The 25,108-nt window shown below is 41.0% G+C and carries 20 protein-coding genes and 1 tRNA gene; 9 read left to right on the top strand and 12 right to left on the bottom strand.

Annotation, left to right across the window (positions count from 1 at the left end; all coding sequences use genetic code 11):
- The first annotated feature begins 61 nt into the window (after positions 1–61).
- Positions 62–148: transfer RNA gene (locus tag B5X76_RS18050), tRNA-Ser, on the top strand.
- A gap of 456 nt (positions 149–604) precedes the next feature.
- Here the strand turns inward: B5X76_RS18050 and B5X76_RS18045 are convergent.
- Positions 605–826, bottom strand: a complete 222-nt coding sequence (locus B5X76_RS18045; RefSeq protein ID WP_079645315.1) for a VF530 family protein — start codon at positions 824–826, stop codon at positions 605–607.
- A 63-nt stretch (positions 827–889) separates the two neighbouring features.
- Entirely contained in the window at positions 890–1,648 is a 759-nt protein-coding gene (locus tag B5X76_RS18040) for an NYN domain-containing protein (RefSeq protein WP_079645314.1), read from the bottom strand.
- 205 nt (positions 1,649–1,853) lie between these two features.
- On the opposite strand from B5X76_RS18040, the gene B5X76_RS18035 reads away from it, so the two are divergent.
- Complete coding sequence (locus B5X76_RS18035; protein ID WP_079645313.1) at positions 1,854–2,750, top strand: DMT family transporter; 897 nt, start codon at positions 1,854–1,856, stop codon at positions 2,748–2,750.
- Positions 2,751–2,766: 16 nt separating this feature from the next.
- Here the strand turns inward: B5X76_RS18035 and B5X76_RS18030 are convergent, their stop codons facing one another.
- Positions 2,767–3,615, bottom strand: coding sequence for a GLPGLI family protein (locus B5X76_RS18030; protein WP_079645311.1), 849 nt, complete (start codon positions 3,613–3,615; stop codon positions 2,767–2,769).
- Between the two features lie 422 nt (positions 3,616–4,037).
- On the opposite strand from B5X76_RS18030, the gene B5X76_RS18025 reads away from it, so the two are divergent.
- From B5X76_RS18025 to B5X76_RS18000, 6 genes are all read left to right on the top strand, one after another.
- Entirely contained in the window at positions 4,038–4,244 is a 207-nt protein-coding gene (locus tag B5X76_RS18025; protein WP_079645309.1) for a hypothetical protein, read from the top strand.
- 222 nt (positions 4,245–4,466) lie between these two features.
- Positions 4,467–5,384, top strand: coding sequence for a hypothetical protein (locus tag B5X76_RS18020; protein ID WP_079645308.1), 918 nt, complete (start codon positions 4,467–4,469; stop codon positions 5,382–5,384).
- A gap of 107 nt (positions 5,385–5,491) precedes the next feature.
- Positions 5,492–7,480, top strand: a complete 1,989-nt coding sequence (locus B5X76_RS18015; protein ID WP_079645306.1) for a TonB-dependent receptor plug domain-containing protein — start codon at positions 5,492–5,494, stop codon at positions 7,478–7,480.
- Positions 7,481–7,503: 23 nt separating this feature from the next.
- Positions 7,504–8,382 (top strand): MbnP family protein, encoded by an 879-nt coding sequence (locus B5X76_RS18010; RefSeq protein WP_079645304.1) that lies wholly within the window; start codon positions 7,504–7,506, stop codon positions 8,380–8,382.
- 53 nt (positions 8,383–8,435) lie between these two features.
- Positions 8,436–9,467, top strand: coding sequence for a cytochrome-c peroxidase (locus B5X76_RS18005; RefSeq protein ID WP_079645303.1), 1,032 nt, complete (start codon positions 8,436–8,438; stop codon positions 9,465–9,467).
- Positions 9,468–9,574: 107 nt separating this feature from the next.
- A complete protein-coding gene (locus B5X76_RS18000) occupies positions 9,575–10,375 on the top strand; it encodes a class I SAM-dependent methyltransferase (protein ID WP_079645358.1) in 801 nt (266 codons plus the stop codon).
- A 66-nt stretch (positions 10,376–10,441) separates the two neighbouring features.
- Here B5X76_RS18000 and punC read toward each other — a convergent pair whose 3' ends face one another.
- The 7 genes from punC to B5X76_RS17965 all read right to left on the bottom strand — a co-directional run bounded on the left by punC (position 10,442) and on the right by B5X76_RS17965 (position 21,381).
- Positions 10,442–11,608 (bottom strand): purine nucleoside transporter PunC, encoded by a 1,167-nt coding sequence (gene punC, locus B5X76_RS17995; RefSeq protein ID WP_079645301.1) that lies wholly within the window; start codon positions 11,606–11,608, stop codon positions 10,442–10,444.
- 271 nt (positions 11,609–11,879) lie between these two features.
- Entirely contained in the window at positions 11,880–12,920 is a 1,041-nt protein-coding gene (locus B5X76_RS17990; protein ID WP_079645300.1) for a linear amide C-N hydrolase, read from the bottom strand.
- Between the two features lie 268 nt (positions 12,921–13,188).
- On the bottom strand, positions 13,189–14,271 hold the full coding sequence (locus B5X76_RS17985; protein ID WP_079645299.1) for a TlpA disulfide reductase family protein: 1,083 nt from the start codon (positions 14,269–14,271) through the stop codon (positions 13,189–13,191).
- 1 nt (position 14,272) lies between these two features.
- A complete protein-coding gene (locus tag B5X76_RS17980; RefSeq protein ID WP_079645298.1) occupies positions 14,273–15,817 on the bottom strand; it encodes a RagB/SusD family nutrient uptake outer membrane protein in 1,545 nt (514 codons plus the stop codon).
- Positions 15,818–15,829: 12 nt separating this feature from the next.
- Entirely contained in the window at positions 15,830–19,417 is a 3,588-nt protein-coding gene (locus tag B5X76_RS17975; RefSeq protein WP_079645297.1) for a SusC/RagA family TonB-linked outer membrane protein, read from the bottom strand.
- Positions 19,418–19,561: 144 nt separating this feature from the next.
- The gene (locus B5X76_RS17970; protein ID WP_079645296.1) at positions 19,562–20,731 is read right to left on the bottom strand and encodes a FecR family protein; all 1,170 of its coding nucleotides are present in this window, start codon (positions 20,729–20,731) and stop codon (positions 19,562–19,564) included.
- Between the two features lie 83 nt (positions 20,732–20,814).
- Positions 20,815–21,381: an RNA polymerase sigma factor gene (locus B5X76_RS17965; protein WP_079645295.1), complete on the bottom strand. Its 567-nt coding sequence runs from the start codon at positions 21,379–21,381 to the stop codon at positions 20,815–20,817.
- 231 nt (positions 21,382–21,612) lie between these two features.
- On the opposite strand from B5X76_RS17965, the gene B5X76_RS17960 reads away from it, so the two are divergent.
- Positions 21,613–22,479 (top strand): AraC family transcriptional regulator, encoded by an 867-nt coding sequence (locus B5X76_RS17960; RefSeq protein WP_079645294.1) that lies wholly within the window; start codon positions 21,613–21,615, stop codon positions 22,477–22,479.
- Between the two features lie 20 nt (positions 22,480–22,499).
- On the opposite strand, the gene B5X76_RS17955 is transcribed toward B5X76_RS17960, so the two are convergent.
- Together B5X76_RS17955 and B5X76_RS17950 are read right to left on the bottom strand one after the other, a co-directional pair.
- The gene (locus B5X76_RS17955) at positions 22,500–23,558 is read right to left on the bottom strand and encodes a hypothetical protein (protein WP_217699686.1); all 1,059 of its coding nucleotides are present in this window, start codon (positions 23,556–23,558) and stop codon (positions 22,500–22,502) included.
- 176 nt (positions 23,559–23,734) lie between these two features.
- A complete protein-coding gene (locus tag B5X76_RS17950) occupies positions 23,735–25,102 on the bottom strand; it encodes a hypothetical protein (RefSeq protein WP_139375378.1) in 1,368 nt (455 codons plus the stop codon).
- Between the last annotated feature and the right edge of the window lie 6 nt (positions 25,103–25,108).

The following is a 25,108-nucleotide window of genomic DNA, read 5'->3' as shown; positions in this document are numbered from 1 at the left end:
AAAACAGCATTTAAAATTTGTTAAATGATTTTTTTGCCTTATGTTTGCACTGTCGAAACAGGGAGAGATGCCTGAGTGGCCGAAAGGAACAGTTTGCTAAACTGTCGTACTGGAAACGGTACCGTGGGTTCGAATCCCACTCTCTCCGCTAAGACTTCTAAAAGAGTTCAACTACAGTTGAGCTCTTTTTTTATTTCCACACACAACATCATACAGCGCTACACTTTCTCTCTTCTAGAACATGGGGATGAGACCCCCACGGGGTTCGATCCAAAGAAGACCTCCCCACCCTATTTTACGAAAGAAGCCACTATCGTAACGACAGTAGCTTCCATACCTCCCCAAGGTAAGTTTTAGAACAACATAAAATCTAAATATAACGCAGTCTGATTGTTTTCATAATTTCTTATTCCAAACTGGTAGCTTCTAATAGAGACAACACGAATGTACCTAAAATTGTTTTGACTTATTTTAAATTATTTTTAACTATTATTTACATAAGAACCTTCTAACTAAACACCTTACACTTTTTCTCATGCGACAACATATAGTAATATCACGATAATAAAGATAGGCCTTTGACTTGAGAAACCATGATTAAAGATTATTTTTTCTTAAGCATTCTCACATACAGTTCTTCCACTTTCTCCCTAGCCCAGGGTGTTTTTCGAAGAAAAGTCAAAGAAGATTTGACACTTGGATTTTCATTAAAACACCGAATAGAAATTCGTCGTCCCAATTCTTCCCATCCATAATATTCGACAAGATCATTAATGATCGTATCGAGTCTCTTTCCGTGCAATGGATTATTCGTCTGTTCTTGCATTTAGCAAAGATAACAATCTCCTCTCCAATATCACCTACTACAGGTCAGGAGCAGTAGTTTTTCTTACTTTAATCGAAGGTAAATATGCTTAACATGCTTGTGTCCCCCTGAATCCCTTTCATCAATCTCGAATCTATTAATATATTTAATCAAATCATAAAGCTTATTAAACCCATAGTTACGTGGATCAAAATCAGGTTTCTTTTTGGAGATAAAGCTTCCTAGAGAGCCTAGGAAAGTCCAACCTGTTTCATCAGCCAGATCATCCACACTATTAACGATCAAGGTCACGATCTTTTTATCCACCTTATCAATAGCCTTTTGCGTCGGCTTAGAAGTCTCCTTGCTTATCGACTTCACAGGCGCCGGCACATCTTCCTCTTTTTCCACAGGTTTTAGAATCTCTATGTAGATAAATTTATTACAAGCTGCTATAAACGGCTTGGGAGTCTTTCTCTCCCCCAGGCCAATTACCAACATGCCCGCCTCCCGCAGCCGAGTAGCTAATCGAGTGAAGTCACTATCACTAGAGACGATACAAAATCCATCTACCTTTTCCGAATATAAAATATCCATAGCATCTATAATCAATGCGCTATCCGACGAATTCTTGCCGGTTGTATAACTGTATTGTTGTATAGGAATAATAGCATTATCCAACAGAACATTCTTCCAGCCCGAAAGATGCGGCTTGGTCCAATCTCCGTAAATTCGCTTCACCGTGGGCGTACCACTCTTCGATATCTCTTCGAGCATTTCCTTCACATTCGCATAAGGGACGTTGTCCGCGTCTATCAAAACGGCGAGTTTATGATCTTGCATATGTCAATAGTTAAATTACCTAGCGTAAATATACTGATTAAACAAAAACTTCTGCAATAGACATATCGTTCCCACTTGCCAATCTCCACTATTACCAGTTTATTAAATAACCAGGACAGGGTGGTACTTTTTTTGACTTACATAGGGTAAATCAAAGATTTTATGCAATCTTTGAACCATCAACATAACGAACTTTTTTCATTCCATGGTTATATCCAAAACTTTCAAAGGATTTATATTAGCAATACTTGCAGCCTCTTTATGGGGAATATCAGGCACCTTTGGACAGTTTCTATTTCAACAACGAGGTATTAACGTCGAGTGGCTCATCACCGTAAGAATGCTCTCGACAGGCACTCTATTATTACTCTTTGCCCTATTGAAAGGCGATAATATAAACCATATATGGAAGAATAAAAGGGATTCAAAACAGCTATTGATCTTTAGCATCCTTGGTATGCTCGCAGTACAATACACATACTTTGCTGCAATCAAACATTCCAATGCTGCAACAGCTACCGTCTTACAATATTTAGCGCCGATCCTGATTGCCTTATACCTCACCCTCAAAAATCAAAGATTGCCCGTACCTATGGAATATCTATCCATATTTCTAGCAGTATCTGGCACCTTTCTATTAGTGACCCATGGCAACCCAACTACCCTACTGATATCCAATACAGCACTATTTTTAGGTATTGCCTCAGCGTTGGCATTAGCATTTTATTCCCTTTACCCCATCCGTTTGCTCAACAGCCATAGTGCAGCGCTAGTTATTGGATGGGCAATGTTGGTCGGTGGGACAGGACTCGCCTTCATAAAAGCTCCTTGGGAAATCGAAGGAGTATGGGATACCCACACCTATGTTTATGTTGGGTTCATTATCTTTTTCGGAACCTTAGTACCATTTTATGCCTATTTGACCGCTGTCAAGCTTATAGGTGCTCAAAAAACCAGTTTACTCGCCTCAGCAGAACCATTATCTGCAACCATCATTGCCGTACTATGGTTACAGGTACCATTCACCTCGATAGACTGGATAGGCAGTCTTTGTATCGTGTCCACAATATTTTTACTAACTATAGCTAAGCCCAGTCGGTAAATAAAAACAACTACACCTACTTTTCTAACGGATTATTCGTCTTAAATGAAGGCTTATACTCATCTGCTACATCTATATCAATAGTGTTCTTTGTATAATCTATTCCGTAAAAAGCATTTGATATGGCCATCCGCCCCGAACTATTCAGTAAACCGTAATATTGATTTGGATTTTCAACAAAAACGGTCTTCAACCTGTCGATTTCCTTTTCTGTCGCTTCAATCGTATAATAAGGTATTTCTACCTTCTTTCTTCTGGCCTCATCTAATTTATCGAAACCCAAATACGAAAAGGACACTTCCTGGAGATCATCCTCCGCCGAAAGAATCAATCCCGGCAGGCCATGTAATTTCCAAGGGCCAAAAGGCAAAGGTATTTCTGGAGTAAACCAAGCCACGTAATTACGTCCTTTAAATCGCGTTACCGCTTTTTGACAGTTATATCCCCCTATTTCCTTTACTTCATCTTCTATCTTCCAATCTGGCACATCGTAAACAGACTCCTTCTTATAAATATCAAAAGAAGAAGCTATTGCACACAATTCCACCATATCCTTCTGTCCGGATCTTATAAGATAAAAATTCTTTATTGGCGTCCCGGAAAAACCAACAGAGAGGTGCCCTTTGTAATCTTTGGCTTGCTTTTGTGCTCTTATATCATTTTTTATCCGTTCATCCGAATATGTCGTATAATAACTAGATTGTGGCGACAAATAAGTAACGACCTCATCCTTCAACGGGCGATCCCTAAAGTTAGTATCGTTCACATGTTTAAAACTATAATGCACGACAGCGATAGCCATCTCCTGACCCAATAAAACACTGCTCAACAAAGAAAACAAAAGGGATAAGATGAATCCTCTCATAATAGATTTACAATAAAATATATTTGAAGATACTAAATTTATAGGATTAATTGATCGTACTACAAATCATGCTGCAACATGTCCATATCTCGCAGTTGGACATACATCAAGCACAAGTAGCTAGATTGGGCGCAAACTTACATAAATCGGTTATAAATAATACAATATTGCATTAAACTTCTCTTCCATTGTTCCTTTTTACAAAAATCTTTCCGTAGATTTGAGGCATATTAGCAACCACAAAAACGCTAAGCAATATTTTGAGACTCTTTTGTACATACATTTTATTAGCCGCGCTGACACTGCAATCTTTCTACCGCAGTATCATGACCATGGACTACCAGATACACCTTCCGGAGTACCTGGCCAAATGTATTAACAAGGACCGTCCCCAACTTCATTGTAACGGGCAATGTGTGTTGATGAAGAAAATAAGAGAAAAAGAAAAACAAGAGACCAAAAAGAATCTTGTTGTGTACGAATACAGTGCGCTCTATGTACACAAAGAGCACACCGTTTTCCAACCACAACCCCAAACAGAGGATCATGTGAACAACTCTTTTTCACCTTACTTGACCAACTACGCATTTACCTACGGTTCTTCTATATTCCGTCCTCCCATCGCTTAATCACCGACTCCCTTTAGGGTAATAGTATCTTACACGGGCTATCTATTTTTGATCTGTCCTTGTATTGCCTTGTTCTGTTTGCGCAGTACCTAGACGCCCCATATAACGATACATCTACCCATTCCAGCATTATTTATTACACCTTCCATAGTTGTCGTACGATACGGTCGCAGACTGTTCTAAAGCGCTGCTAGGAAAGAAAAATGATTAAAACTTATTCTAATGGAAAAAATTATACTTTTTCTAACAGTGCTTTGCTGTGCCCTTAACTCATGCACCAAAGGAAAAACAGACTACGAGGCAGAGATAGATGCCATAGTCCCAGAACTGGGCCAATTCGAAGAGGTCACAAGTTTTACAAATGGGCCATACACCGTTCGTATCGAAGCCCTTGGAGGACAGCTCTATAAAGGCTATAACGAAATACGTTTAAAAGTCCAAGGTCAAGGACAGCCTGCTGTATCGGCTATGACCCTCCTTCCAATACTGACAAACGGTAATCAGCCCCCTAGCTCCTGCCCCCATAGCTATCAGCTCGTGAACCAAGCTCATGAAGGCTATTTCGAAGGGTACGTGGTGTTTACAGACGAAAGCAGCACTACGCTTAACTGGAATCTTCATATTGGTTTTACGACAGGTATACAGCAGCACACAAATCAACAAAGTATACAGGTACGTCAACAAAACAATAAAAACCTGAATATGAAGAGCTTTATAGGATCCGATGGGGAGCAATACTTTATCGCTCTTATAGCCCCTCAAAAACCTAAAGTAGCCGAAAACGAACTTACAGCTGGCATATACAAATACAACCGACCTAAAGTGACTCATACCGATGTTTTACCAAATCCGGCACTCTATTCTTACAGTCAGGTGGAGGGATACACCCTAGAGCTGGATCCCAGGATGCCCGAACCATCCATGGGCAACCACTCCTCGCCCAATAATAAAGACCTTATACAAGGGAGCGATCGACTCTACCACGGGGTCGTCAATTATACTATGACTGGCAATTGGACCCTAAACTTCATTCTACTGAATCAACAAGGACGTATTGTCAAAGGCACAGTAGTACCCGATGACTTTACACCAGGTGTTGAAGGAATCAAAAGCGAACTACATATTGATATATTATTCTAAATCTATGAAATACTCAGTTTAATACCCAACAGAAATACCTATGAGTATTCCATATGACCATTAAAAGTCAAACCGAGCTTGCGAGCTCATAAAATAATTATTTACATATGAAATCTATTAATGTCCTTTTTGTGCTGTTGTTAACAATCAGTAGTGTTATGGGCCAAGATACCATCCCTAAGCGTGACACCAGCAAAATGCTAGAAGAAGTCAAAGTAAGTGTCCAGGGAAGAAAAAAGATAAAAACTGACATAAAACTAGCAGTAACAATAGATGAGTTCTTAGCTTCCTCGCAAAGCATCAGCTTTATCAAGCGTGGTGCCTACGCCTGGGAACCTATGCTAAACAATATGAGTTCAGAGCGATCTTCCGTTACCATCGATGGTATGCATGTATTTGGAGCTTGTACCGATAAAATGGACCCGATCACCTCCTATATCGAGACCAATAACCTTTCTTCCATAACTATAAAATCTGGACAAGAAGGAAACCTACATGGTGCTACCGTAGCTGGTAGCATCGATCTTCAGCGTAAGAACACCGCATTTGGAAACCAAAAAAAGGTAAATGGCAGTTATCAGACGGGGTTCGAATTCAACAACAAACAGTTCTTTAACCTAGCAGACCTTTCCTATTCCACTCAGAAGTTTGCTGCTGATGGTAGCGTCTCCTTTCGTAATGCCAAAAACTATTATGATGGTAATAATAAAGAAGTAAAGCATTCCCAGTTTAACAAATTCAACAGCTCTTTAGGCTTGGCATTCAAAACAGGTGAGCGTTCTGCCTTACGTGTAGATGCCATATACGACAAAGCCAAAGACGTAGGGTTTCCTGCCCTCCCGATGGACCTCTGGTTATCACGTGCCATTATTACCTCAGCATCCTACAAACAGTTGTTTGACAATGGCCTGATACAGTTCTGGGACAGTAAGATTTATTTCAATGCCATCGAGCATTATATGGACGACACCACACGGCCTGAGAACCTCGTACACATGGATATGCCGGGGTGGAGCACAACCTATGGCCTACTTTCTAAAATAGCACTCAAACGCGGCTCTTACGCCTCAGAGATACAGCTCAACGCCTATGACAACCTCTCCATAGCCGAGATGCGCATGTATCCGCAAGATCGCAGCCAGCGTACCATGTTTGCCTACAGTTGGCCTTGGATTACCACAAGATTTGCCGGCTTGTCCAACAATAATTCCTGGAATCTGTCAGACCGCAGTCAGGTCATAATCGGAGGTTCGTTAGGTCTCAACTATAACCACTCCAAATATGCCGAGTTCAACTGGATCTTTCATCCTGGGGCTCCGCAACAAAAGACCCGGATATTACCGGGTTTACATGCTAGCTATCACCTCCAGATAAATCAGTTCGACATCAGTGCTGGTACGGGGTACGGACACCGGGCTCCTTCTATATCAGAAGCCTATGGTTACTATATATACAATAGCTTTGATCGATACGATTATATCGGTAATCCAAACCTGAAAAACGAAGTATCGTACGAAACCAATGCCAACATTGGATATAAAACAGATCGGATGAGCCTACAGGCTAAAGTCAATTACTTCTATATTCAAGACTATATCGTAGGCAAGATACTGAGCATGGGGAGCCCGATGAACTACCAATCAGTGGGGGTAAAAGGATACACCGCCATAGATCACGCGAATATCTTCAATCTAGCTGTAAGTGGACACTATGATATTCTAACTCATCTGCATTGGAAAGGTAGCCTGACCTATGCAAAGGCAACTGACGGTAAGGGAGGTAATCTACCATTTATTCGTCCATTGAGCTACCAGAGTAGTCTACATTACATGCACAAGCGATTTGGAGTACAGACCTCACTTCAAGGCGACGCCGTACAACGGCATTATAGTCCGGAATACGGTGAAGACAAAACTCCTGCTTATCGCATCTGGAACCTATCGGCTGATTACCTTCTTCCTATCCGAAGCTTCAAAATCACATTGCAAGTCGGTGCCGAGAATATCTTAAACGCCTATTATAGCACCTATGCCGATTGGGGCAATATTCCACGAATGGGAAGAAATGTATTCACTTCTGCAAAAATCAATTTTTAAATATCAAACTAAAGTAAATCACAATGAAAAATTTAACAAACATCCTATTTGCATCTGCACTCTCCGTAACCCTAATCTCTTGCGATAAGAGTGACCCTTCTGCCAATGATAAGAGTGAGCCTTCTGCCAATAATGTAACACTTCATTTTGACAATACATTCAAAGACAAAACCATTGTATTGGGTGACAAAAATTCTTCCACTGCTACAATCAATACTTCTACTGAAAACCAGACACATCAATTTTCTGAACTCAAGTATGTGATCAGTAATATTAGATTGATTAAAACCGACGGCCAGGAAGTGCCGTATAATATCAATAACCTAGACAATGGCGCTACCGTGATCGATCATTCCAAAGTTACCACTTTAGACTATGTATTATCCAACATCCCTTCTGGGGATTACAAACAGCTAAAATTCGGACTTGGTGTCAAACAGGAATTAAACACCCTTGATGAGGTACGCTTTCCTAAGTTTTATACGACAGCAGGTGCTAACGATACTAAGATGATGTGGGAATGGGGTACGGGATACCGCTTTACCAAGATCGAAGGGTTCTATGATACCGATAAGAAAGCACTTTCTATACATACCGGCAGTACTTTAGACGGCAAAAGGGAGGATCCTTCCACCTACATACCCGGTGTCAATGCCTATCGAGACATTACACTCTCCCTATCCGAAACAGCTATTGTCGGCAAAGGCTCGCCTATAATAAACATCCGAGCCGACTTTGACAAGCTGTTGAGCGGAAAGACTAAAACGATCAAATTAGGCGCTGGAAATGCTACGCCCAGTATCCACACTGCCGATGGAATGGTCGAATTTGTAAACAATCTCGGTGGCAACGGAGAATCGGACAAATCCGGCATATTTTCTATTACCAGTGTCAAAAACTAAATCCGTTATATGGGGCCGTATTACGCTGCGGCCCCACTTTTATACTCTAGTACATGAAAAAAGCAATTGGTCTCCTATCCTTAGCCTTGATTGTGTTGGCCTTAGCCTGTAGGCGCGAAGTCGCAGAAGAAAAAACAGCTATCGACAATCCAGAAATACAGCTATATATCCCAAGAGGATTCCCTTCCTTTAATGAAGCTGTATACCGAAACACGCCTACCCAATACGGTGTAGAACTGGGCAAGAAGCTATTTCATGAAAAAAAACTCAGCGGCAACAATACCATATCTTGTGGCAGTTGCCACCAACAAGCTCATGCTTTTACAGACAAACAGGAGCAAGCCATCGGAATTTACGACCGCGTAGGTCTGCGCAACACCCCACCTATACAAAATCTAGCTTTTATCAAACACTACAATTGGGATGGCAACAAGCGGGAATTGGAAAAACAACCCTTAGTACCCATTATTACCCATGAAGAGATGAATTCTTCTATCTTGGAGGTAATAAGGAAGCTCCAAACGGACAAAGATTACCCCAGGCTCTTTCAAAAGGCATTTGGGGATCGGGAGATTACCCCCGACCGGATATATAAAAGCATTTCCCAATACGAATACACCCTCATATCAGCCAATAGCAAATATGACAGAGTAAGACAAAACCAAGGAGAGCAGTTTAGTGAAAGCGAGGCCTGGGGTTACCGGTTGTTCAACAGCAAATGCGCCAATTGCCACAGTGGTGAGTTATTTACCGACCAAAGCTTTCGAAATGTAGGTTTTCCTTTAAACCCGAGCACTGACGAGGCTGGCCGAGCGCGGGTCACTGGTACCTCAGCCGACTACATGAGCTTTCGTGTCCCCAGTTTACGTAATATCGCCTACACTGCGCCTTATGGCAGTTTTGGTCAATTTAAAACCCTTCAAGCCGTTTTAGACTATTTTGACAAGGGCGTACTACACAGCGACAACCTTGATCCGATTTTAAAGAAAAATGGGAGTAGGATCCCAATGACCCCACAAGAGAAAGCAGCCATTATTTCGTTTCTCCATACCCTCAGTGACGAAAGTTTTGTCAATACGCCCTGATCGCCTCTCGTTTTTTCACATGCCAACTATACTTTATTTCCCAATAAATTGTAAATTGTATCGCTGTTGTCGCATTGGGCGACAATGAGAATATCAAAAAGGGTAAAATGAGCACAGAACAAAATTACGTAGCGGTAAACCGCCAGTCCTGGAACAACAGAACCGAGACACACCTAAATTCCGATTTTTACGACATGGAAGGTTTCCTTAGTGGAAACAACTCGCTCAATGATATCGAGTTAAAGTTACTTGGAGACGTACGAGGCAAATCCATACTCCATCTACAATGTCACTTTGGCCAGGATAGCATCTCGTTGAGCCGATTAGGTGCCACCGTTACAGGGGTCGACCTATCCGACAAAGCCATAGATAGTGCGCGTCAAATCGCACAGAAACTTCATACCGACACCAGATTTATTTGCTGTGATATCTATGATCTTCCCAACCATCTTGATGAAACATTCGACATCGTATACACTAGTTACGGTGTAATCGGTTGGCTTCCGGATCTGGACAAATGGGCCCAAGTGATTTCGAAGTTCCTAAAACCTGGAGGACAACTTATTTTTGCAGAGTTCCATCCAGTCGTATGGATGTTTGATGATAATTTTGAAAGCATTGGCTACAGATACTTCAATTCCGGCGCTATTGTCGAATCTGAAACAGGCACATACGCCGACAAGGAAGCCTCCATCAGCCAAGACTATATCTGCTGGAACCATGGACTCGGTGAAGTTCTCAATAGTTTATTGAACAGTGGCCTCGAACTCAAATCTTTTGACGAGTTTGACTACTCCCCTTACGATTGTTTCAATAAAACTGTTGAATTTGAACGTAAGAAGTATAGAATATACCATCTAGCGGATAAAATCCCGATGGTATATGCCCTCGTTGCAGAAAAAAAATAACACATTCCTCTATAATCATAAAGGGCTTGAGGTATTTCCTCAAGCCCTTTATGGTACACCTTATAGTTACTTGGACAACCTAAAACCTATAATTACAAAAGGAATCGTACCTACCACCACCAAAGCAGTAGTTAATAATGCGTTACTTGAAAATAGCGATACAATACCACTGGCGAGAAAACAAGTTCCTAACTGCAAAGCATTCTGCAAAGCCGAAGCTTTACCAAGACTATTCGGGAATAGCTTCATCGCCTGAGCCACCACAATTGGATAACAAGCTCCGTTTGCAAGGGCCATCAAGCAAAAAGGAATCAATAACATAACCAATGTAGGCGTTGTAATCAGAGTAATAGCCAAGACACCGATCACCGCAACCGAATAAAGAACCAGCAAGAAAGGCAGAATACGTCTTCCTTCCATCCGGTCCGACAGTGCCCTATACCCATATCCGCCCAACATAAACGCAATCGTCTGTGGCACAAAACTGAAACCGATCTGTCCTTCATTATACCCCAGTTCTTTTAAAAAAAATGGCGAACCTGTCAACCAAGCAAAGAATGCCCCCGAACAGACCGCATAGATCATCACATTACCGATATAGGTCCTAGATTGCAGCAACTGTATATACGACTCACCCTTTTTCTTCGGTTCCGAGCCATGCCCTACTGTTGTTTTCGATTCTAACGTAAGCGTATAGATCATTAATGGTAAAGCAATAAAAGCTAACACGATAAAGATAGATCGCCAGTTAAAATGATCCAGTAGAAACACCCCCAACAGCGGAGCCAATGCCGGAGACAAAGCTACCAGTGGCATGATAGTCGCAAACACTTTATTTGTCTGCTCTGCCGGATAGCGTTCGATCACTAGTGCCTGCCAGCTCACTGCCGCCGCACAGACCCCAATAGCCTGTACCAAACGAAGTGCTAGTAGCACCGTTACATCATAAGTAAAGTAAATCGAAAGTGAAGCCGCTGTAAATATTCCAAGCCCCATCAAGATCGAACGAGGCTTACCGATCTTATCAGCCAAGGGTCCCCACAGCAATTGTGCTATCGCATACCCAGCCAGAAATAGCGTAAGGCTCGCACTGATACTATTTTTACTCGTATCAAGATCCGCACGCATTTTATCAAATGCAGGTAAGTACATATCGGTCGCCAAAAAACCTATAACACTCAACCCCGCCAAATAGACCAAGAACAGGAAATTGCTTTTCTCTTTATTCGCCATGTATACTTTCTTTTTTTGATCAAGTCGCAAAGGTAATACAATACGAGCGCCTATACATCCGTTTTCACTGATTTTGACTTAGAAATCACCAAACCTGCATAAATTCGTCTTTACACACCATATAATTACGTCGTAACATAAACGCGAATCTTGTAGCTCTCCTCATCCACTTAGATCCAAAAAAATCGCCATCCGAAAACGAGATGGCGATATATAGCTTTCTATCCCTCTTGCTAGTATTTGAATGGTAGAATATAGCCCGCCGCTACAGTTAAATACCCATAAACTTAAATGGTTTAGCTTCCTTAAAGTTAGCGTCTGAAAGACCATTGAATGTCGAAAATTCCTTTAAATCAAGCATCATTGTCTTAGCACCTTCCGCCAGATTGAACTTTTTAAGGTCTACCCAAAATGTATTTGGCGTAAGCACCGTTTCAAAGTAGTATACTTTATTCTTTTGATCCGCTACAGACCTCCAACGGGTCGATGATATATTAGGTTCTTTTTCAGAACTAATTCCGAATGGAACAGAGCAATTACGTATTACAGAAAACACACTCGCTACCGATGTACGTGTATCATCTGTCTGTGGTATGGCATTGATGTAGTATGATGCACGCACGAAACGATCAGCAGCACGATTAGTGCCTGGTAGCATTACTGTCCCAGGTATTCCTTCCCAGTACTTATTGAGGGCCAATTGCTCCTCAAACACAGGTGAATTCGTCATTACCGTGTACTTAGGACTATGGTGAATAATCAATTTGCCATTAATATACTCTAGGATTGCATTGTCACCTGTAGCATCCGATAGCGACAAATGCAACGTCGTGAATTTCTGTGTCCCAGGAATATAATCACTAACGACTACAAAAGATTCCCTCCCTAGATCTACCACAGCCTCTTGTACTGTAGCATAATTGTCTAATACATACTGTGCCCAGGCCGATATAGTTAAACCATGTTTTGAACCTACCGGATCAAACTTAGGATAGGAAGATTCGACCAACCAAAGTACATTAGCTACCAGCCCCTTTTCATTGAGACCATCTGTAGTCGCTATATCCCATGCCGATGCAATAACTGAACCGTATTTAGATTTCCATTTTATGGATTGTGCACCTACTTCGCCATTACGCTCTAGACCACGTGGGAAAACCCATAAGTTGGCCGCGATGTCATCTTTCCAATCCATACTACGTGCAGTAATGATGTTGCCATTAGGTCCCTTGTACACAACACGTGTACAGGCTAAGGCAGGAGCCGTAAACAAGGTGATACCGGCTAATAATAAGGAGAATACTTTTTTCATATATATTTCATATAAGTTAAAATTAAATTAACAAACAAATCTAACACAACAGGATATTTCACCTCCAACAAACAGCTAAAATAAACATTATAATTACAGAGGGCAAGCCCTATTACATTATATTTTTATGAACGAATTTCACTATTAATTACAGGAAAAGTATACATCGGGAGATAAAAGCCGCTTCCTTCAATAATAAAGAGCCGTGCTCCTCAGGGAACACGGCTCTTTCAATCGAACATAGTTTTACTTTAAATACCTGTTACTCCTACAGTTTTTCCGATTTCTCGAAAATCGTCTTCAGAGTTTGATCCACATTCTCACTGAGACCTATTTCTTTCAAAACAACTCTGCCTTCCGGATCAAGCAGAAAAAGAGTAGGAACCGCTGTTATCAACAATCTCTTTTGCATTTCCTCCGATTTGTCAATACCATTCAGCCAAGGCAATTGATATTTATCGTAAGCTTTTACCCACTCCGACTCCTTTTTATCTATCGACACTCCCACTATCTCAAACTTATCTCCTTTGTAACGTTCGTAAAGTGTTTTAAGATGAGGAAAGGCTTTAACACAGGGTCCACACCAACTCGCCCAAAAATCAATCAAAACGTACTTTCCCTTTAGATCAGCAAGAGACTTCAACTTTCCTTCGGTATCGGTGTATGTCAACAGACTGATATCACTTCCTACGCTAGAAAAAAGTGCATTCTCAATATATGCACGTATAGCCCTTCCTTTTTCTGTATGTTGCTGTTCATGACTCAACTGTCCGTATACATGTTGCAATTCACCGGCATCAATTCTTGTTTTCACCTTATCCAAAGCATAAATAGCCGCAAAAGAAGAATTATACAGCCCCATATACATTTTGAGTTCTTTTGACAGAACCTCTTTCAGCTGCACTGCACTATACGCGTTTTCAATCTGTAACCGCCTCAAACTATCCTGTACAGCAAAATAACGGTCGGTAAAAACCTGATAATCCATCATAGACTGCATACCCTGCACTCTCACCTTATGGAGCGGTTTATCCGTGTCAATATTCTTAAGGTACAATGTCCCCGGTCTGTCGATCACTAGTAAAAAAGGTTCTTGCATCCTACCTGGCCTCATATAGGTTTCCATAAACAAATAGGGCTCCATTCCAAGATGAAATTTGAGTTTTAATTCAAATGTACCGTTTACAATTACAGCCGAATCCCGTTCTCCCTTACCATCCATTACATATACCTTATTGTAGCCTTCCGTATCACCCAATACCTCCCCTTTAATAACCACCATTTCTTGCGAGACGCTACCGCTTAGACATGCCAGTAGGTAGAAAGCCACAATTAAAAATCCCTTCCCCATCTTAATAGCGATTTTGTTCTATACCCCCATTTGCAGCGACTATTTCCTGCAAAGGAATAGCAACAGCATATCCCCTAGACTCGGGTCCTAAGGTATATTTGACTGGGGTACCATTGTAGTCTACAGCACTAGCTTTTACCGGGAAGAAAGTTTTAGTCACCGTGACATCGTCAAAGGTTTCAGAATTAAAATTGATACGACGTAGATCAAACCAACGAACAGTATAAGGAAACTCCCTATGACGCTCTTCAAGAATCTTCAGTATCGCATCATTCTTGTCCTTCGCTTCAAGCTGTACAATCGATTCGGGGGTCTGTTTATCAAATCTAAACTGTCTGAATTTATTTAGCTCTGTCATCGCCTGTTGATAATTACCTGTACGAGCGATTGCTTCAATCTTCGTCATTAGCATTTCAACGACGTTGGGCGCAATATTTGTATAAAAATTGCCATGCTGATAATAGCCTGGTACCTTCACCGACTGATCAAAATTATTGCCAATAAAAATCTTCATGCTCCCTACGTTTTTCATATCCTCCAAGACGAAGAATTTCTTTCGTAGATCATACTGACCGCTGCCATATAATGCCATCAGTTTACTACTTACAATGGGAAGGCACGATTCAAAAAGATACAGGGGTGTCCTGTTATAATACGCTCTATCCCAATCCGCCAAATATGTGGTGTGAAAATTGTCCACGATCGTATTTGATGCGACCAACTGACCGGAAAACAAATCAACCTTTTGGGTAATCTCTCCCGATCCGTAATCACGGATATAATCATCAAAAGACAAAGCCTTTTCTGCGGCTTGTTTTGCCAAAGTATAGTTCTCTGTAGCTAGATAAAACCGGGCTGCCAATGCATTCGCAGTCGCTGTAGTTTCTTTCCAACTCATACGTTTTCCATCCAAAAACAGAGGCTCGTCCAACAACAATGCGTCCTTTATATCCGCTTCAATAAAATCATATGTCTCTTTTAGTGTGACACGTCGTGCATCCTCCTCGTACCCTGTTGTCTGCTTAATAGGCAATCCCAATTCATTCCATGTCTTTGCCCCATAGGGTAGACAATAGTACTGTGCCAGTTCGAAATAACTATAACCGCGTAATAAGTGTGCGCGCGCTTTGACTTTAGCTTTTTCCTTATCTGTGCCGGATACTTTATCTATATTAGTCAACACCAGATTGGCCATATATACTCCTTCATAGCCCGCGCCCCAGTAACTGGTCAAATGATTCGTATTCTCTGTAAAAGGCATTTCCCATACACTCATCTGAATGATATCCATATCTGTTCCTGCAAAACGGAATCCCTTTGCGTAATGTTCCGGAGTCATTTCGAAACTATCTGAACTATACATAATCGCCGGCGCAATCTGCGTACGAAGCCTCGAAAAAGAAGCCTTATTCAATAATGCATCCAGTTGGTCAATTGTCTTAATCTCAACACCTCTATTCTTTGAAGGAGGCTCGGCCAAATACTTATCACAAGAAACAACACCGAATACTAATAACGATGCTAAAACTATATTTCTAATATACATTACATTAATTCTTTAAAATCCAACCTTAATACCCAACATAAAACTTGGCAGCAAACGCATCCTACCATATAAGAATTCCGGGTCCTCTCCCTTTCCCTTTATCGTTAGATTATTTGTCTGTGCGAACAGCTGTGCCCTTTCAAGTTTAACTACTCTTGAAAGACCTTGTTTAAGATTATAACTTAACGTGATATCATTGATACGAAGATGATTCGCACTTGTAGTCAGATAATCCATATACGAGCTATAAGAAACAGAATAAAGCGCATCGTTTTCGTTGTATGGCAATGCTGGCAACATCCCCTCCGGTTCTGCTGTCCTCGCAGTATTCAACATCGAGTTTGGCTGACCATTTCTCCCAGGGTGGTTGAATGGTGTCTTCCTATAGATATGTCCTAATTTGGCTATCAAGGAAAAAGACAGATCAAAATCCCTATATCCAAACGAGTGACGCATTCCTAGGGTATATGGAGCTACCGAAGCACCCTGATAAGCCATAAATTCAAGTCCATCAAGTTGAGTTTGTCCACTCACAATATCCATCACCTCTCCGTCTTTGAGATACACAGCTGGTCTTATCTGTGGAGACCCTTCTGTTCCAAAGTTGTGTGGCCCAGCGTAACGAAACGAATAGACCGCCGACATTGGCCTGCCTTCCACGTAGGTAGTTCCGCCAGATCCAGATAGGTGCCAGTAAGGATGACTTACCAAAAGTAACTTCTTCACCTCATTATGATTGTACGCCATATTTAGCACACCTTCCCAATAAAATCCGTTACCATTCTTCCAGCGCGATCCGATTTCCAATTCGATACCGTTGTTCAGGATCTCTGCACTATTAAAGTTTGCGGTATACGTCCCGTTAATCAATGGAATGGAGACATAAGCCAAGATATCTTTTCCATGCTTACGGTAGTAATCCAATTTACCAAACAATCGCCCATTCAAAAGTTCGTAGTCTACGCCTAGGTTGAGCGTGCCTGTACGCTCCCAACGCAGGGTAGGATTACCATAACTATGTATTTGAGCCTCCATATGTCCTGACTCCGCATTGACCCCATTCACCTGTATCAATGGCTTAAATGAAGTTTCTGTATTCGATGAGCCATTATACCCATATGTAGACCTTAATTTCAACGCATTTACGCGTGTATTATCAAGCAAGAAGTTTTCATTCTTAAGATTCCAACTACCACCTATTGACCAGAACGGTGAATAGAGATACTTTGGCTCATCACTGATAAAATTAGATGCATCTATCCGAAACGAGCCACTCAAGGTATACTTACGGTCGTAAGTGTAGGCCATATTCCCATAACTGGAAAAATAGCGATCCATAGCATAGCCGTATGCATTTGTATATGGAATAGTTAGGCGGTTACCCAACCAATTAGTTAGCTGCAATCCATTTCCAGTCCCATTCGGTAATATACCAACCGTAAGCTGATCATCACTATAGCCATACGTTCTCGCCATATTGACGCGCTTATTATTTCTTTGAATAATCTCAGCTCCAACCAATGCATTCACTTCGTGGATCTCAGCGAAAGTGCGGTTAAGATTCAATTGATTCCGCCAGTTATACGCATTAGTAGCATTGGTATTTTGATCTAATACCTGCCCTTTTGGAATATTGGTACGTATAGCCCCTGTTGTCTTATTCCATTCTGCGGAGGTATTCACGAGATTACGCACAAAATAAGAATCTTCATAATATAGATTACGATTGTCATACTGTAGCCTTTCAAACATGAATTTTGTTTCCAAACGAATACCATATCCCAATTTAAAATCCAGCCCTCCTTGTACACGTAAGTTTAAGCCACTAGACTTTAACTCTCTAGATTTCATTTCATTCAGAATATTATAACTCCAATCGCTATACGGGAATGAAGACATCGGCACCGAACTGTTCAACAAAGGTTGATAGTACCTTAGATAATTCATATTAGTAGGTTGACCATTTTCACCTATTAACATATCATAGCGATGCAATTCGGTTATATCTCCAGACGATACACCAGAATTATCAGCTTCTTGATAACGAAACATACTAGACAAAGAGAAGTCCAACCACGAGGCTATAGCAGCTTGCCCTCTGTAATCCATCTGCATGTTTCTGTTTTTATTTCCGACGAAACCACTCCGTTCCTGATTATACAAGAGGGATGCGTAATTAGACATTCGCTCCGATGGACTGGCCAACGAAAAACTGTATTGCTGTGTAATAGGTCGTTGAGTAAGTAGATTTTTAATCTGCTGTGTATTATCCAATTGCGACAATCGGTATAAACCATCTTCATAGGTCTTCTCGTCTATTTCCTTATAAAAATATTGATTGTACAGCGTCTGGGCCTGTGAGTAAGGCAGGCTTATTCCCTCCTTGACATTTACGGGAGGCATCCCCCCCATCATCGTCTTATATTGGTACTTACCAAAAGTTGCCCGCTCATAATTTACCGTCTCCTCGGATGAAGCCTGATTACGCAAGTAATCGATATCATACATACTGCCGACCTGCAATTGATTAGAAAAATCAATACGCAACTTACCCGACTTTTTTGCATTCTTAGTCGTCACCACGATCACCCCATTATTAGCTCTAGCTCCCCATATGGAAGCTGCTGCTGCATCCTTAAGAATAGAAATAGACTCCACGTCATTTGGATTGATGGACTCAAAGCCACCATTGATTGCAAAACCATCAACAACTAGCAATGGAGCCGATCCGCCAAATGTGCCTTTTCCCCTTAGCACAAAAGAAGCTTTACCATTTGCGTCAAAAGAAGGTTGCAAACCTGCAGATGCGCCGACCAATTTATTGGCCAGTGATATACGTGGTGTTTCCAATACCTTTTTATCAATTATATCGAAAGCCCCGGTAGATCGTTCCTTCGGCAGACTCTGGTATCCTGTATTTACTACTTGGATCTCTTCAATTTGTGCAGTTACAGCCTGCATGCTGACTATCCCCATCTGTGTACGCGCAGCTAGGATTCGCTTCTGATAGCCCACAAAGCTAAATTCCAATAACGCACTAATAGGCACCTTATTTAGCACAAAATCACCGTTACTATCACTCGATGCATAAAGATTGATCTCATTCCCCTTCGTATCCAAAGCTTTAATAGAAGCTCCCTGAAGCTTTACTCCATCTGTTCCTTGAACGGTTCCATTTACCGTTATATATTCTTGAATAGGCACTGCAGTGCCCGTCGCATTAACCGTCCTAGCAGGCACTTGAGGCATCCCACTTAAGATTACCGTTCGCTCATCGATATGATAAGTTAAGGGTTGCCCCGCAAAAGTACGTTTCAACGCTAGATCCAAAGAGACGTTCTCCAGATTAACGCTCACAGGACTGGCCTTTGCCAAATCTTTATCCGCAAATACAAAATCGTATCCAGTCTGTTTAGCAATCTGTTTGATAATCTTTCGAAGAGACGCGTTCTTCTCATTGATATTAATCTGGGCATTCGTTCTGGCAGAGACCTGCACTAGAAATACCGTTAGCAGCAAAAATGTAATGCGCATTACTTTACTTATAAAATGGTAGTACTCCATAAGCTTGCGCACTACCAAATAGTTCTCTAAATTCATTAACTTTGGTTGTGTTTTGGTTAAAAATTCTTGTTAGATCTGAATTTGATAAGAAACATCTCGAAACACAAGCGGAAGGGGTCTCAAGCACTTCCGCTTTATTTTCTACTACAGATGATCCTATCACATTTTTGTACCATCCGTTTACATCACGATTACCCTCCTTCCCTCAATACGGAAGCTTACCTGTTTTGTGCCTCCTATTTTCTCCAGAATATCATTAAATGAAGCATTACGATCCATCGATCCAGTGAATAAAACATTCTTCTTATCCGAATCAAATACCACCTCGATATCATACCATCTAGCCAATGTATTCATAATATCGACTAGCTTTTGACTTTCAAATTGAAATCTACCATCCTTCCATGCCACATAAGGCTCCACATCTACCTCCTTCACCAATAGTTGCCCTTTCCTAGTCAAGACCGACTGCTGTCCGGGAGCTAAAAGTGTAGATTGTCCCTTCATATTACCTATCCCATATACATTCACCTTTCCTTCTAGCAATGTTGTCTCTACACTATTGTCTGCTGCGTATCCCATTACATTGAAAGTCGTACCTAATACCACCACCTCCTGTATTCCACTAATCACCCGAAATGGGATATAATCTCGGTTGCTCACCGAAGAGCGGCGCTTACTTGCTACTTCAAAATAAGCCTCCCCATCCAAAAACACCTTTCTCTCTCCCCCTACCTGTCCACGTTGATATTTAAATTTCGAATCTGAATTAAGCCATACTTTTGTCCCATCGGCCAACGTCATTTTATACGTCCCACCTCTTGGAGTTACTACTGTCAACCACTGTGAAGGAGCAACCTTAGCCACAGCCTTCCCGTCTTCATAATACACTGAATCGCCAAAGACTATCCCTTCTTCGCTTTCATGAAGTAGTATCTGTTCCCCATTTTCCAACACCAAAGCGGCCCTGTTTCCTCCTGGCACAATAACAGCTTGTTCAGATGTCTTCATATCCTGCTTATCTAAGTTTATATACCGAATCCCCACAGTGACACCGATCAATACGACTGCTGCTGCTGCTGTATATTTCCAAAGGCGTTTAAATACAGAATGTCTTTCTATGAGGTTATCAGCTTTAAAGCGATTCAACGCTTTCTCTCCATCAAATTGCTTATATAAAGCCAGTTCCTCGGCAAACAGCACTTCATCCCCCAGTTGATCCGACAGTCTCAGGTTAGCACTAGTTTCCTTCTTCCAGCGATCCAGCTCATCCTGTTCGGATGGGGACAGTTTATCTACTTTTTGTTTAAATAAGAGATCTATTATTCTATCTAGTTTTTCTGGCTCCATGAGAAAATATTTCTATCACAAACACTATATACACCGGTAGCAGTGTAACGTACTTTGAAAAAGTAAAAAAATAAAAAATAATATTAAGGCATCATAATGGTAAGCAGAAACAACGCTATCGGAGAGATGCGTTTTCTCAACATTTCAAGACCAGAGGATTTGTAATTTTTTACTGTCTGTAAACTTAGATTCAATCTTTCAGCTATTTCTTCGTTTTTCAGTTCTTCAGCAAATGCCAAGCGGAGTACATTTGCATAATGCTGTGGCAAACGATCAATAGCGTCGAATATCTTCGTTATCAATTCGGCCCGTATTACCCCAGACCAATAGTCTTCTCCAACTTCGGATAGCTCTTCGGCAAAGCGCTTTTTATGTTGCAGACTACGTTGGATACCCCGCAAATGATTTAAACAAGCGTTATACGTCGCTTTATACAAAAAGTTGCGCAAATGATCGAAACTATCATAGTATCCTTTATCTCGCCACAGTTTGGTAAACACCGTACCTACGAGATCCTCAGCATCATTATTATCAATGACATATTTACTGGCAAAGTAACATAGCGGGCTATAAAAACGCAAATACATCGCCTCAAAAACAGACTCCTGTCCTATATCGATCGTCTTCACATATACTGTATTAGCTTCCATTGATGCCGAAACCTTAGAAAATCTAGATTAACTGATTAGCCGACAAATCTACATAAAAACCAACAGAAAAATAAAGGTGAATGTTCAGACATTTTACGGAGTTATTAAAAGCAAATCCGACCTAATCAATATTACCCAATACTGATACTATTTTTCATTTTAGACACTTATCACTTGGTATCTTCGCAGTAAAACTGTAATTTGATACCACTAACCACAAATATAAGCAGTATGAAAGCCGTCGAATTTAGACTACCAAAAGAATTTGACAAGTCATTTGTCTTTTTCAATGAAAAAGGTACACACTTCCCCTGCCCTTGGCACTATCATCCAGAATTCGAACTTGTATTAGTAAACAAAAGTTCAGGAAAGCGCCTAGTAGGGGATCATATCGGCTATTACAGCTCTGGCGACCTCGTATTGATGGGTCCCAATCTTCCACATGTATGGGTCAGCGATGACAAACACAGTACGAGCAATGACGAAGTAGTAGCAGACGCAAGCGTGATTCACTTTACACCCGATTTTATTGGACAAGACATTTTTAATATTCCGGAATTCGCTACTTTCAGCGATATTCTAAATCTATCGTCAAGAGGAATACATATTCGCGGTTCATCTGCTATTCAGATTGCTCACATCATGAATGGCATGGTACCAGAAAGTGGGTTGAAACGTCTTAGCTCTATTTTTGAAATTTTTGATATTATTTCCACGATGAAAGACTATGAGCCACTGGCCAGTCCTAACTTTACCTTCAGTAATAACAAAGAAAGTAACCGCTATACTCGTATAAACGATTATATCTTACGCAATTTCCAAAAGAATATCACCTTAAAAGAAGTGGCAGACGAAGCCAATATGGCCACCACTACGTTTTGCAACTTCTTTAAGGATCAATACCGCATGACATTTGTTGAATACGTAAACCAAGTCCGTATTGGTCATTTCTGCAAATTGATTTCTGAAAAAGACAAATCTATTCTAGAAGCGGCGTACTCCTGCGGATTCAATAGTGTAGCCAACTTCAACCGACAGTTTAAAAAACTAAAAGGCATGTCCCCTTCTGAATTTAGGCGTATGCTAACTATAAACTAAAGACCAATTTTATTCCTTAACTACATCTTCATACTTTCCCCCAGGAGATCTATTGATTTCAAGATATCGGCACGGTAGACTTCTATTGTCGGACGCCAATTAGTCTGGATAAAGCCTAACAGGTGTTTATCTGAGATATGTTGACGACTGAATTTTACTGTCGCTTCAGCACTTTTCTCCGCACGATATACTCCCGGCGTATGTTCGTAGTACCCCGCTGTCGGAATCTGATCAAAACCATTTTCCTGCAATTTTATATAAGTTTTTATGGCGATGTCATTCAAATTCGAAAAGTCATCTTTATAATACCAATTACTTTGGATTACATCCTTAGGCATTTTACTGTAAAATGATTCAGGATATTCCCATGCATAGTCAGACCATATCCATGGTCTGGCATTGTGTTTACCAAGCATATCAACAAAATAATACAAGTCCTTCCACCAAAGATCATTTTGTCTTAATACCACATAGTCATAAAACACCTGATTACGATAATCCTCTTCATCGTAGCCTATATGGAAAAACCTTGGGTTTTCGAATATTTCGACCACCTCGTCTACCAAATCCTTGCATACCTTATAGTATGTATCCGTTGAAAGCATGTGCGAATATTTGCCCAACCAGGCATCGTGTCCAGCCGAGAAATTCAATTTCGGGATCGGCTCTATCCCCATTGCCTTCAATCGTTTAACCTCCTTTTTTAACCTAGATACCGACCAGGCATTTTTCACGGCTATTTCGGGATGGCTTTCGTATTTGATCGCATCCCCTAAGTCTAATAAGACCATGTTCATACCATACAGCTTCATTTTGGCGATACTATCCTCCCATAATTGATCGCTCAAGCGCAACGTATCATCAAAAATCCTTGCTTTTATCGTTGGGTCTGGGCTATCTTTCAAGCGGTCATGGTCCTCCCATAAGTTAAAACTCAAATGAATTAGGTTACACCATATTTTATCATTTCTATGCACCTGACTTTGATTCAGAATAGACGCCATAAGATTTTCATTGGCTAGTAGACTGGCCCCACCTAATGCTATTACCTGTTTTAAGAAACCTCTTCGATCATTCATAATTTAATATAATCTAACACTCCAAAAGTAGCTTGATTTTAAGGGGCTAACTACTACTTTTCAATACATAATTGGTACAATATTTCAACGTCAACTTAATATTCCCTTTTTACCAAATCTGGATACAGAATAATATCAGGTTCCAATACCGCAGTAACTTCAGTCTGCTTATATTTTTAGCGTTTATTTACATCACGCTGTTCGTTTAGAAGCTCAATTAAACTTTGCTTAATCTGCGCTTCAGCCTGCTCCGTTAAAAAAGAAGACCTTGCACGCCAAGTCTCATACCCACCTTTTTCAAACTCATGGGCTGGGGGTACATATCCCACGTAATCGTTGGCCATTGTTATGGTGAAGTACTGAGGAAAGATGGATTTAAGCGAGAGCCCCGTGGCTGCAAAGAATTCTCCTCCTAACGCACCAATCTGTGTTTTGCCGATCCTAATACTTTGTATCGGAAATTGAACAGAATCTGGATGATCTTCCAGTAGTAGCTGTTCGCGTGCATAGACTTTTTCATAAAGATCTTCGTCCGAATAGCTCAGCTGTTCATAATCCGTAGATTTCACAATTTTATTTGCTCTTTCCAACAGTTCGGATGAGATAAGACGTTTACGCAGTATTAAATCTAAAGCCACGCAGTGCAATTCGGGATCTAACTCCCAGTCAGCAACTTTCAAACTCTCAACCACAGCGCTCGCCAGATCATCCGCTATAAATTTACTTTTCGCGTGGTCTTCTTTAGGATAGCGGTTCCCATCTATAAAATCCCAAATATTTACCTCACCACTTGTTCCATTAGTCATAGCTATCACGGCATCGGTAGTTCCCAAGAGCTGTCCGACTGCCTTAGCAAAATACCCAAAATAGTCAGCCGATATCGTATTTCGAGGGCAGTCTCCGACATAGTGCAGGCCGTAATTTGCGAGCAATGCTATCCATGTTCCGGATATTGTCTGGATTCCGAGATAGCAGAGCTCACCATCAGGTTCAGAATTCCTTTCCACGATATTCTCCTCAGCACCAAAAGGATTAGTTTTTACACGATCCGTCAAGCCTGAAACAGGGTTATTTGCTTGATACGAATCTTTCATATGATATCGTCTGCAAGTCACATGCTCTGGTTTGCTTACACGTCCGAAAGCAATTTTAACAGGCTTAGGATCTTCAACGACAAGTGTTGCCAAGTCCAATAACCTTTCTGACAATAACTTTCGATACCCTAGGTCAGCATGCGCTAGCAACAGATCAGCAACAGAACCTGTTGAATGAGCGTGTGTACTAGATATTAACTGGTTGGCGATAGGCATACCGGTCTGCCGTTCTATTTCGGCTTTGATGGGATCGAGGAACTCACGCTTCATGACACAAATGTCCACCACGATCAACAACAGTTTAACGCGACCTTGACGCAAGTATATTGCTTTGGCATACAGGGGATCTGCAATTGCATTCGCATACCTACATGTAAATTCTCCATTGATAACAGTCCCTAAAGGTGGTGTGATATCGATTTGACTTGCATTTGCATATAACATACTCATCGGCTT

Source organism: Sphingobacterium nematocida (genome assembly GCF_900168125.1).
In the GTDB taxonomy this organism is placed as follows: Bacteria; Bacteroidota; Bacteroidia; order Sphingobacteriales; family Sphingobacteriaceae; genus Sphingobacterium; species Sphingobacterium nematocida.
This window is presented reverse-complemented; position numbering and strand designations above follow the sequence as displayed.

Coding starts and splice junctions, on each gene's coding strand:
- B5X76_RS18015 (WP_079645306.1), top strand. CDS start 5,492: ATGAAATCTATTAATGTCCTTTTTGTGCTGTTGTTAACAATCAGTAGT.
- B5X76_RS17985 (WP_079645299.1), bottom strand. CDS start 14,271: ATGGGGAAGGGATTTTTAATTGTGGCTTTCTACCTACTGGCATGTCTA.
- B5X76_RS18045 (WP_079645315.1), bottom strand. CDS start 826: ATGCAAGAACAGACGAATAATCCATTGCACGGAAAGAGACTCGATACG.
- B5X76_RS18030 (WP_079645311.1), bottom strand. CDS start 3,615: ATGAGAGGATTCATCTTATCCCTTTTGTTTTCTTTGTTGAGCAGTGTT.
- B5X76_RS17950 (WP_139375378.1), bottom strand. CDS start 25,102: ATGAGTATGTTATATGCAAATGCAAGTCAAATCGATATCACACCACCT.
- B5X76_RS17965 (WP_079645295.1), bottom strand. CDS start 21,381: ATGGAAGCTAATACAGTATATGTGAAGACGATCGATATAGGACAGGAG.
- punC (WP_079645301.1), bottom strand. CDS start 11,608: ATGGCGAATAAAGAGAAAAGCAATTTCCTGTTCTTGGTCTATTTGGCG.
- B5X76_RS17990 (WP_079645300.1), bottom strand. CDS start 12,920: ATGAAAAAAGTATTCTCCTTATTATTAGCCGGTATCACCTTGTTTACG.
- B5X76_RS18000 (WP_079645358.1), top strand. CDS start 9,575: ATGAGCACAGAACAAAATTACGTAGCGGTAAACCGCCAGTCCTGGAAC.
- B5X76_RS17970 (WP_079645296.1), bottom strand. CDS start 20,731: ATGGAGCCAGAAAAACTAGATAGAATAATAGATCTCTTATTTAAACAA.
- B5X76_RS18035 (WP_079645313.1), top strand. CDS start 1,854: ATGGTTATATCCAAAACTTTCAAAGGATTTATATTAGCAATACTTGCA.
- B5X76_RS17955 (WP_217699686.1), bottom strand. CDS start 23,558: ATGAATGATCGAAGAGGTTTCTTAAAACAGGTAATAGCATTAGGTGGG.
- B5X76_RS18025 (WP_079645309.1), top strand. CDS start 4,038: ATGAAGAAAATAAGAGAAAAAGAAAAACAAGAGACCAAAAAGAATCTT.
- B5X76_RS18040 (WP_079645314.1), bottom strand. CDS start 1,648: ATGCAAGATCATAAACTCGCCGTTTTGATAGACGCGGACAACGTCCCT.
- B5X76_RS17960 (WP_079645294.1), top strand. CDS start 21,613: ATGAAAGCCGTCGAATTTAGACTACCAAAAGAATTTGACAAGTCATTT.
- B5X76_RS17975 (WP_079645297.1), bottom strand. CDS start 19,417: ATGAATTTAGAGAACTATTTGGTAGTGCGCAAGCTTATGGAGTACTAC.
- B5X76_RS17980 (WP_079645298.1), bottom strand. CDS start 15,817: ATGTATATTAGAAATATAGTTTTAGCATCGTTATTAGTATTCGGTGTT.
- B5X76_RS18005 (WP_079645303.1), top strand. CDS start 8,436: ATGAAAAAAGCAATTGGTCTCCTATCCTTAGCCTTGATTGTGTTGGCC.
- B5X76_RS18020 (WP_079645308.1), top strand. CDS start 4,467: ATGGAAAAAATTATACTTTTTCTAACAGTGCTTTGCTGTGCCCTTAAC.
- B5X76_RS18010 (WP_079645304.1), top strand. CDS start 7,504: ATGAAAAATTTAACAAACATCCTATTTGCATCTGCACTCTCCGTAACC.